Origin of the sequence: Nostoc sp. UHCC 0252, assembly GCF_034931145.1 — a bacterium.
Lineage (GTDB): Bacteria > Cyanobacteriota > Cyanobacteriia > Cyanobacteriales > Nostocaceae > Nostoc.
On the sequence record NZ_JAYGHE010000012.1, the window covers coordinates 89297 to 99502 of the forward strand.

A 10206-nucleotide genomic window follows, 5' to 3' on the forward strand; every position below is an offset into this window, starting at 1 on the left:
AAGGTCAACGTCGAGCCTCAGAAGGTCAACGTCGAGCCTCAGAAGGTCAACGTCGAGCCTCAGAAGGTCAAAGTCGAGCCTCAGAAGGTCAACGTCGAGCCTCAGAAGATCAACGTCGAGCCTCAGAAGGTCAACGTCAAGCCTCAGAAGGTCAAAGTTGAGCCTCAGAAGGTCAACGTCAAGCCTCAGAAGGTCAACGCATAAAAATTACCCAGAAAAAGTTTAGTAAATTCCGAAATCCACCCTGTATATTTAGTAGTTATTCTGTAAACACTAGCACCTCAAAATTGAATCTTGTAATGAACCCACAAAACAAGCCCAAGAGTCTACAAGATTTTGACCGCGCCATTGAACTTGATCCCAAATATAAGTGGGCGATCGCAAACCGTGGTAAAACTTACCTGATGCTAAAGCTATACAATGAGGCTCTTGTAGATTTCAACCGCGCTATTGACTTAGATTCTGATAATAATTGGTATTTATATAATCGTGCTTTAGCCTACCAAGCCCTTAACCAACCAGATAAAGCATGGACTGACCTAGCACTTGCCATCAAGCTTGCTAAACAGAATTACGAAAAAGATGCTAAAGACTGGTCTAATACCTTTAATTTAGCCCTTTACTATTTAGCTGCTCAATATATTCAACCAGCAGAGCGGTTATATCGCTATGCCTTATCGAAGGGTGCTTCCTCAGAATCTATTCGTGAAACTATCCAAGACCTAGATGACTTTTTAACCGTGTTCCCTGACCATGTACAGGCTACATCCATACGACAGTTGTTGCAGTCTTCTCTAACTTAGGCCATGTATCCAACCTACCCACCAGAAAACCCACAAGTCCCAACAACCACGTGAGAATCAATTCCCTCTTTTACACCTAAAATCTTCTAAACAAAACTAGAAAAGGCTTTCATAGCCTATTTCAGGCTTTTCTTAATTATCCTGCAATTGTACATAGACCATGCTGTAGGGGCACAGCAATGCTGTGCCCTTACGAAAGATATGGTTTTTAAGCTTGACCCATATTTGGTATTTCTTGGAGTTCCCTAATACCATTTTGAATTTTAGATTTTAGACTTCGGCTACGCTCAGTCGAACGATTTTGGATTGGAAACCGCTTACTGCATCTGGGTTTTCTCTATCCATCTGTCGCAATCATTTTTCAAATTTGTATAACTTGCCTTCGGGAGACTGGCGGCTAAACCTAATTGCATCTAAATATTCAGTGATTTTAGCCAACTCATGACAAACTACTTTGCTTCGGCGTAGCCCAACCCAGGCATCGCTTAACCCAATTGCCTACAAATATTAAGCGATCGCAACTACTACTTTGTCTTACTTACGACAAATCGTAGGCGATCGCTTAATTCAAAACTCTTGCAAATACTTGGCAAAAGTCTAATGCCGAGTATTAATGGAACACACTTAAGAAGATATTATGAAGCTTTCTCATTGAAATGTCAAGATTTTATGAATTCTTTCCCCAAACCTTGCCATTAGATACCGTCACTTCCCTTAAATTCTCAGGCTGCGCTGCTAAACTCTTGTCACCAAAATGCTTATCCATCAACGCCGAAACCTGTGGGGCTTGAATTCGGCTATGGCGTGTTTTATCTGGCATAACTAAGTTTGGCCCAGCTTTACAATTTTTCATACAACCAGTGCCTTTGATTGTAACTTGGTCTTCTAAACCGCGATCGCTTAAAGCTGCCTCCAACGCCTGGCAAACTGCTTTACCACCGCGTTTCATACAATCAGACTTTTGACACACCAAAATCGTGGCTTTAGTCTTAGCTGGTTTTACCTTGACATTATCAATAGATGGGGGTTCTTGTATTGGTGCAGCAATGGTTTGAACTGTCCCCATTTCAGAACGCGCCGCCATTACACGTTCAGCTTTCAGTGTAACTTTGTCTTTTTTTATATCGTATTCTCTATAACCAACAACTTGTAGCCAAGTCCCTGCTGGTAGCCGCAAGTCAAAAGCAGCCCGTAGGTGTTTAGCGAGTTTAATATAAGACTCACCCTCATGAGTCCCCAGCATTAAGCCTTTAAGCTTATAGCCATCTTTAATAACAAAATTTATAAATCTGCCCTCAAGACAAAATTCTGATACTTCCATACTGTGAGATGCACCCATTTTTTTTGACCTCCTTTTAACTAAATAAAAACTATCAAGCGAGATATTCTCAGCAGCTAAAAATTAGAACTGTTGTTAGCGATTTTCCAGCAGCACTCAAGAGTCCAAATCTGGTCTTGACGAGACGCTGTTAATCGCCGTATCACACTCCAAAGTTGAACAGCTGTCATAGGAGAGCCAATTTCAACTTCCAATGGCTGGTTAGCCTGACAACTACAGGGAATATCTAATTCCTTTAGGCGTTGATAGACTTGCCAGCGATCTGCCCAATTCACCTCTACAAGGTGGTTGCTTTTTATTTCTGAACTAAACGATTTCAAGAAAATTGCCCTCAAAGTGCAACAAACTTGCAGTAACTACCGCGAATTAACTCTCTGTGTTTTGAAAATCTAAAGAGCGTAACCTCTTAAAACAAGCATACCTTAAGTGCAAAGAATTCTCATTAATTTTGGAAAAAAAATGAAACTTTTCCAGCTATCCCATATTTAAAGCGGTATTGAGAGAGACAAAGAGGACAAAGTAAAATTTTCTCTCCCTGCGCCTGTTGGGAAATATGCACATTTAAGCTGTGATGTCAATATTAATGAGATATTTATGCAACTTGATGAGTGTGCCACCATCCAGTAAACAGTAAACTTGAGATTTTTAGTAAGCAAAAATACAAAATATTGTGATGGCAAATTGGCTTGACCTTATTATTAAAATGTTAATATGTTAAAAATAAGCAGTTAAAATCTATAACTGTTAAAAAGAGAGGAACACAATGTCTGAAACGCAAACCTTGTTACGGAATTTTGGTCATGTATATGACAATCCCGTGTTGTTGGATCACAGCGTAACCGCTCCAGTTACAGAAGGATTTAACGTTGTATTAGCTAGTTTCCAGGCACTTTACTTGCAGTACCAAAAGCATCATTTTGTAGTTGAAGGCTCAGAATTTTACTCTCTGCATGAGTTTTTTAACGAAAGCTACAACCAAGTACAAGACCACGTTCATGAAATTGGAGAACGTCTGGATGGACTAGGTGGTGTGCCAGTAGCTACCTTCAGCAAATTAGCAGAATTAACCTGTTTTGAGCAAGAATCTGAAGGCGTATATTCCTCTCGTCAAATGGTGGAAAATGACCTAGCTGCCGAACAAGCAATCATTGGCGTAATTCGTCGCCAAGCTGCTCAGGCAGAGAGTTTAGGCGATCGGGGCACACGCTATCTGTACGAAAAGATTTTGTTAAAAACAGAGGAACGTGCATATCATTTGTCTCACTTCCTCGCCAAAGATAGCTTAACTTTAGGGTTTGTCCAAGCTGCTCAAAGCTAAAACTCTCATAATCTAGATTTGTCTACCTAGACAGAAAGAAAAGGTTGACAGCACGAACTCTTAAAATATTATAAATAATGGCAGAGAATGGTATCCTTATTTCTCTGCCATTTTTAATTTAAGTAAAGATATCCTCATAATATTTAACGTTGATAATATTTAGCAATTAGCTAGTTAAGATAGATTTTAATTTAAGTAATCTATATTGTGATTAACAAGCAAATAGATATATACCACAATAGATCACCACTTATTGAAAAATATCATCAGCTTAAATAACAAAGATTTGCAAAAGCTTTAAAAATTCCACTATCAAAATTAAATAAAATTAGAAATATAAAATAATCGTTGGGAATGGGGAATGGGGAATGGGGAATGGGGAATTGGGAATTGGGGAAAGACTTGTTTCAAGTTCTCACCCCTTGTCCCCTTGTCCCCCTGCCCCCTTCTGGCTATCAAACCTAGAAAACTTAATAATAAAAAGCACGAGAGGGTGTAAAGACCCTTAAAATAATCAGGATTTGTATTCTCGTACTCCAAGGCAACGACTATGCCCCGCCGTGATGACCTCAGGAAGATTCTACTGTTAGGCTCTGGCCCAATTGTGATTGGACAAGCCTGTGAGTTTGACTACTCTGGCACTCAAGCCTGCAAAGCGCTGCGAGAAGAAGGCTATGAAGTGGTTTTGGTCAACTCCAACCCTGCAACGATTATGACCGACCCGGAAACGGCCGATCGCACTTACATTGAACCGTTAACTCCAGAATTGGTCGAAAAAGTTATTGAGAAAGAACGCCCTGATGCTCTATTACCAACGATGGGAGGACAAACCGCCCTCAACCTCGCCGTTGCTTTAGCCAAAAATGGTGTGCTGGAAAAGTACGGCGTTGAGTTAATCGGCGCTAAACTTCCAGCGATCGAAAAAGCCGAAGATCGAAAACTTTTTGGTCAAGCAATGGCAAGGATTGGGGTAGCTGTGTGTCCTAGCGACACAGCCGAAACTTTGGAAGAAGCCAAAGCGGTTGCCCGTCAAATTGGTACTTATCCCTTAATTATTCGTCCAGCTTTCACAATGGGTGGAAGTGGCGGCGGTATTGCCTACAACCAAGAAGAATTTGAAGAAATGGCACAGGTAGGTATAGATGCCAGCCCCGTTTCGCAAATTCTCATTGACCAGTCTTTACTCGGCTGGAAAGAATACGAACTCGAAGTGATGCGTGACTTAGCAGATAACGTGGTGATTATCTGCTCCATCGAAAACCTTGACCCTATGGGCATTCACACCGGGGATTCAATTACCGTCGCTCCCGCGCAAACCCTGACTGATAAAGAATATCAAAGGCTGCGGGATATGGCAATTAAAATCATCCGCGAGATAGGTGTGGAAACAGGTGGTTCTAATATTCAATTTGCTGTTAATCCGGTTAATGGCGATGTCGTAGTAATTGAGATGAATCCCCGCGTTTCTCGCAGTTCGGCTTTGTCTTCCAAAGCTACAGGTTTTCCCATCGCTAAAATGGCAGCAAAGCTAGCTGTAGGCTATACCTTGGATGAAATTAAAAATGATATCACCAAGAAAACTCCCGCGTCTTTTGAGCCGACTATTGACTATGTGGTGACAAAAATCCCCCGCTTCGCCTTTGAAAAGTTCCCCGGTTCCGACCCAGTGCTGACAACCCAAATGAAATCAGTCGGGGAAGCAATGGCAATTGGGCGGACTTTCAACGAATCCTTCCAAAAGGCACTGCGATCGCTCGAAACCGGACGCGCTGGTTGGGGTTGCGACAAAGCCGAAAAATTACCCAGTGGTGAACAAATCCGCGCCCAATTACGGACACCTAACCCCGATCGCATTTTCTCTGTACGTCATGCTTTGCAGCAAGGGATAACTATTGAGGAAATCTACGAACTGACTGGTATTGACCGATGGTTCTTAGATAAATTGCAGCAACTCCTAGATGTTGAGAAATTCCTCAAGCGGACACCCTTGCAGCAATTGACAAAAGAGCAACTTTATGACGTGAAGCGGGACGGATATAGCGATCGCCAAATTGCTTATGCCACCAAAACTACCGAAGATGAAGTTCGCGCTTACCGCAAGTCACTGGGAATCATCCCAGTTTACAAAACCGTAGATACCTGCGCTGCTGAGTTTGAAGCATTCACACCCTACTACTATTCTACCTACGAAGAAGAAACAGAAATTTTGCCAACAACCAAACCCAAAGTGTTGATTTTGGGTGGTGGCCCCAACCGCATTGGGCAGGGAATAGAGTTTGACTATTGTTGTTGTCATGCGGCTTATGCCTTGAAAGGTGGGGGGTATGAGACAATTATGGTCAACTCCAACCCAGAGACAGTTTCGACAGACTACGATACCAGCGATCGCCTTTACTTTGAGCCGCTAACAAAAGAAGATGTTCTTAACATCATCGAAGCTGAAAATCCAGTGGGGGTGATAATCCAGTTTGGCGGACAAACTCCGCTAAAGTTGGCTATCCCATTACAAGAGTTTCTTAACAATGACAAATCAGAACTGCTCACTAAAATTTGGGGCACATCGCCAGATTCCATCGACATGGCAGAAAACCGGGAGCGCTTTGAAAAGATTCTCCAAAAGTTGAATATTGCTCAACCCCCTAATGGTATTGCTCGGAGTTACGAAGATGCGCTGATTGTCGCCAAACGCATTGGTTATCCGGTAGTGGTGCGTCCCAGCTATGTGTTGGGGGGACGAGCAATGGAAATCGTTTATTCCGATACTGAGTTGGAACGCTACATGAGCTTTGCAGTACTCATAGAACCAGAACATCCGATTTTGATTGATAAATTTCTGGAGAACGCGATTGAAGTCGATGTCGATGCGATCGCCGATCACACTGGACGGGTGGTAATTGGTGGCATCATGGAACACATTGAACAAGCAGGGATTCACTCAGGAGATTCTGCTTGTTCTTTACCTTCCATTTCCCTGTCACCAGCAGTTCTCAATCAAATTCGCACTTGGACTGTGCAGCTAGCACAGGCGCTGTCAGTCGTGGGGTTGATGAATATTCAATTTGCCGTTGTCGGCGCAAGTAGTTATTCTCCCCAGGTTTACATTTTGGAAGCCAACCCCCGTGCCTCTCGCACAGTACCTTTTGTATCTAAAGCAACAGGCATACAGCTAGCGAAATTAGCATCCTTAATTATGTCGGGTAAAACCTTAGAGGAGCTACATTTTACCGAGGAAGTCATTCCCACACATATTGCTGTCAAAGAAGCAGTATTACCGTTTAATAAATTCCCAGGAACTGATACAATATTGGGCCCAGAAATGCGATCCACTGGTGAGGTGATGGGGATTGACAGCGACTTTGGCCGGGCCTTTGCCAAAGCGGAAATGGGTGCTGGGGAGCGTTTACCACTAAGTGGAACTGTATTCGTATCAATGAGCGATCGCGATAAAGCTGCCGCCGGTGCTGTGGTGAAGGAATTCCTCGATTTGGGCTTTACAGTGATGGCTACCCTTGGTACACGGCGAGTTCTTCTTGAACAGGGGTTAAATATTGAATTAGTGCTAAAACTCCATGAAGGCCGTCCCCACGTTTTAGATGGAATCAAAAATCAAAAAATCCAACTTATTATCAACACGCCTTCCGGGGAAGAAGCCCAGACTGATGCTAGGTTAATCCGCCGCACAGCCTTAGCTTACAAAATTCCCATCATTACTACCATCGCTGGCGCAAAAGCTACCGTCGCCGCCATCCGTTCTTTACAAAATACCACTTTGGACGTAAAAACCATTCAAGAGTACTGCCCAATTACGAGATAGGAGGGAGCAGGGGGCAGGGAGCAGGGGGCAGGGAGCAGGGGGCAGGGAGCAGGGGGCAGGGAGCGGGGAGCGGGGAGCAGGGAGCGGGGAGCAGGGGAAGAAGAACTATTTATTGATTCTTGAGCCATACCCAATTTCCAATTCCCCATTCCCAACTCCCAAGAAAATTAAGTAATTGTTATGAGGGAATAACTATAGTTCTCATTAGATATACCTTAGCAAATATGAGGAAGCTTATGTTAACCAGATAATTTCTTAAATTGCCTTCTAGCAAGCCTTGAGACAGAGGGCAAGATTGCATGAACTGGAATAACCAGGAAATTTAATGTCGCCATATAGCCAAAATATTCTCATAAATGTTACAATTGTTAATAAGACTCCCATAAAAGCATGTTTAAGAAGCTACCTTTTATCTAACTGTAGATACTTGTGAAAAATAGGAAATAACTGTAACTTTTAGCAGTTAAGAAGCCTAAATTTGATTATTATGAGCAGCCGAGTTTCTCGGGCGCGTGAATTGCAAACCATAGCATAGGTTCCCAGTCTGACTGGGTAGCACTGTAACAAAGCATCTATCCCTTAATGACCCTACCGCCAAACCCATCATTACCAAAGAGTAGCGCCATGAAGACCGCTCAGACAGCCACAGACCTCGTGCGGACTTACCTGCGTGAGATTGGCCGTGTGCCACTCTTAACACACGAGGAAGAGATTTTTTATGGTAAACAGGTGCAACGTTCTTGTACTTTGCACGAATCAAGAGAATCTCTTGCCACCCAGTTAGGTCGTCAGCCGACTTTAGAAGAGTGGGCCAAAGCGACAAAGTTAGAACCAGTAGAATTGAACGAAGCGATCGCTGATGGTGAAATTGCTAAACGTAAGATGGTAGAAGCCAACCTGCGCTTGGTAGTCTCCGTTGCCAAAAAGTACATTAAGCGCAACGTCGATTTACTGGACTTGATTCAAGAAGGTAGTATTGGGATGCAACGCGGCGTAGAAAAGTTTGACCCTACCAAAGGGTATAGATTTTCTACTTATGCCTATTGGTGGATTCGGCAAGCTATCACTCGTGCTATAGCCGAAAAAGCTCGTACAATTCGGCTGCCCATCCATATTACTGAAAAACTAAATAAGATTAAAAAGGCACAGCGCCAATTGTCGCAAAAATTGGGACGCGCTCCGACGGCTGGTGAACTAGCTCAAGAATTAGAATTAACCCCCAAACAAGTACGAGAGTATCTAGAAAAGGCGCGTTTGCCCCTTTCTTTAGATTTACGGCTTGGTGATAACTACGACACCGAACTGGGAGAAATGCTGGAAGATCCAGGAGCATCCCCGGAAGAATTTGTTATGCAATCTTCCTTGTCTTATGACTTAGATCGCCTCATGGGTGATCTTACGCCACAACAGAGGGAAGTAATCACGCTGCGTTTTGGTTTAACTGATGGGCAGGCGCTAACTCTAGCTAGAATTGGTGAAATACTTAATATTAGCCGCGAACGAGTTCGGCAAATTGAGCGGGAAGCTTTAACCAAACTCCGCAAGTCTAAAGCCAACATGGGCGAATATTTGGCAAGTTAAAAGCACAGAAGCGATTAATCGTGTCCGTACAGGAATTAGGAGTGAGGAGTTTTTAATTAACTTCTCACTCCTTACTTTATTTACTAAGGTGAGAAAATACGCCGACTTTGGTACGGTTACACCTACTTCCACAAGAAAGCGAGGCTGTTACATTAGTTGACAGGAAGACAAAACAGCTAGCGTAAGTCACATCCGAAACAGGCATTTAGTATTAAATTACAAGCACCATAGCCAGTAGTGGTAGTTAAGGAGCTAAAAAATGAGTAACCCATCCAACCGTGTCTCAGAATTTTTCAATAGCGAATCAGAAACTAGCGATTTACTATGGCAGTACGTTAAATCTTTGAGTCCAGAGACAGTTACCCAGTTATCTAAACCTACATCTGCCGAAGTCTTTCAGGTGATGGAACGAAATATTACAGGACTATTAGGTAATTTACCTTCAGAGCATTTTGGTATTACCGTAAGCACCAGTCGGGAAAGTCTAGGTCGGCTTTTGGCTTCTGCTATGATTAGTGGTTATTTCTTGCGTAATGCTGAACAGAGAATGAACTTTGAACTTGCTTTGCAAGGAACTGAAACCAACAACAGCGAAGTTGAGTAGAAATATAGAATTTAGCGAATTTTATATTGTTGTTGCTCTGATAGCTAGTCACACTCACAGCCATAGGAATTAAAAATAAGCTTCTGCGAAATCTTTGCCCTTAATTCCCAAACGTATATGAGCTAAAATTTTTTAACATATCCACAACAGTGACGCATTAAGGTTGAAATTTAAAAAATCAAAACTCGGCAGATGATCAACTCTGCCGAGTTTTGTTATTATTCATCTCTCTCTTATCAATTAATTATGAGTGAAACCAGTTCTTTCCCGCCCCATAAAATCATCGGTGTCGCAGTAATTTGGAATGACCAAAAGCAAATTTTAATCGATCGCCGTCGTCCAGAAGGAGCAATGGGTGGTTTGTGGGAATTTCCCGGTGGCAAAATTGAGCCTGGGGAAACTATCCAAGAGTGTATTCAACGGGAAATTTTGGAAGAACTGGGAATAGTAATTGAAGTGGGAGAGCATCTGATTACTATTGACCACACCTATACAAACTTGCGCGTTACCCTCACGGTACATCACTGCCGCCATCTTACAGGTGTTCCCCAACCTTTGGAATCCGATGAGATTCGCTGGGTAAGCTTGGAAGAACTGGAGCAGTTTACCTTTCCGAAAGCAAATACTCAAATTATTGCTGCTTTAAAAGGGAATTGAGAATTGGGAATGGTGAATTCAGAGGAAAGATGATTACTTCGACCTCTGAACTCGGAACTTCGACCTCTGAACTCGGAACTTCGACCTCTG

The 10206-nt window shown here is 42.8% G+C and carries 8 protein-coding genes; 6 read left to right on the plus strand and 2 right to left on the minus strand.

Annotation, left to right across the window (positions count from 1 at the left end; all coding sequences use genetic code 11):
* Window positions 1-299: 299 nt before the first annotated feature.
* A complete protein-coding gene (locus tag VB732_RS10540) occupies window positions 300-803 on the plus strand; it encodes a tetratricopeptide repeat protein (protein ID WP_323230777.1) in 504 nt (167 codons plus the stop codon).
* A 667-nt stretch (window positions 804-1470) separates the two neighbouring features.
* Here VB732_RS10540 and VB732_RS10545 read toward each other — a convergent pair.
* A complete protein-coding gene (locus tag VB732_RS10545; RefSeq protein WP_323230778.1) occupies window positions 1471-2142 on the minus strand; it encodes a (2Fe-2S) ferredoxin domain-containing protein in 672 nt (223 codons plus the stop codon).
* Window positions 2143-2198: 56 nt separating this feature from the next.
* A complete protein-coding gene (locus VB732_RS10550; RefSeq protein WP_323230779.1) occupies window positions 2199-2462 on the minus strand; it encodes an Asr1405/Asl0597 family protein in 264 nt (87 codons plus the stop codon).
* 443 nt (window positions 2463-2905) lie between these two features.
* On the opposite strand from VB732_RS10550, the gene VB732_RS10555 reads away from it, so the two are divergent.
* The 5 genes from VB732_RS10555 (at window position 2906) to mutT (ending at window position 10116) form a co-directional block, all read left to right on the plus strand.
* Window positions 2906-3460: a Dps family protein gene (locus VB732_RS10555; RefSeq protein ID WP_194044835.1), complete on the plus strand. Its 555-nt coding sequence runs from the start codon at window positions 2906-2908 to the stop codon at window positions 3458-3460.
* A gap of 550 nt (window positions 3461-4010) precedes the next feature.
* The gene (gene carB / locus VB732_RS10560) at window positions 4011-7274 is read left to right on the plus strand and encodes a carbamoyl-phosphate synthase large subunit (protein WP_323230780.1); all 3264 of its coding nucleotides are present in this window, start codon (window positions 4011-4013) and stop codon (window positions 7272-7274) included.
* A 624-nt stretch (window positions 7275-7898) separates the two neighbouring features.
* Complete coding sequence (locus VB732_RS10565) at window positions 7899-8855, plus strand: RNA polymerase sigma factor, RpoD/SigA family (protein ID WP_323230781.1); 957 nt, start codon at window positions 7899-7901, stop codon at window positions 8853-8855.
* A gap of 259 nt (window positions 8856-9114) precedes the next feature.
* Window positions 9115-9459, plus strand: a complete 345-nt coding sequence (locus tag VB732_RS10570; protein WP_323230783.1) for a DUF760 domain-containing protein — start codon at window positions 9115-9117, stop codon at window positions 9457-9459.
* 246 nt (window positions 9460-9705) lie between these two features.
* On the plus strand, window positions 9706-10116 hold the full coding sequence (mutT, locus tag VB732_RS10575; protein WP_323230784.1) for an 8-oxo-dGTP diphosphatase MutT: 411 nt from the start codon (window positions 9706-9708) through the stop codon (window positions 10114-10116).
* The last annotated feature ends 90 nt before the right edge of the window (window positions 10117-10206 follow it).

What these genes read in the sequence shown, in the direction of transcription:
- VB732_RS10540 (WP_323230777.1), top strand. Translation starts at nt 300, where the DNA reads ATGAACCCACAAAACAAGCCCAAGAGTCTACAAGATTTTGACCGCGCC.
- VB732_RS10545 (WP_323230778.1), bottom strand. Translation starts at nt 2,142, where the DNA reads ATGGGTGCATCTCACAGTATGGAAGTATCAGAATTTTGTCTTGAGGGC.
- VB732_RS10555 (WP_194044835.1), top strand. Translation starts at nt 2,906, where the DNA reads ATGTCTGAAACGCAAACCTTGTTACGGAATTTTGGTCATGTATATGAC.
- carB (WP_323230780.1), top strand. Translation starts at nt 4,011, where the DNA reads ATGCCCCGCCGTGATGACCTCAGGAAGATTCTACTGTTAGGCTCTGGC.
- VB732_RS10565 (WP_323230781.1), top strand. Translation starts at nt 7,899, where the DNA reads ATGAAGACCGCTCAGACAGCCACAGACCTCGTGCGGACTTACCTGCGT.
- VB732_RS10570 (WP_323230783.1), top strand. Translation starts at nt 9,115, where the DNA reads ATGAGTAACCCATCCAACCGTGTCTCAGAATTTTTCAATAGCGAATCA.
- mutT (WP_323230784.1), top strand. Translation starts at nt 9,706, where the DNA reads ATGAGTGAAACCAGTTCTTTCCCGCCCCATAAAATCATCGGTGTCGCA.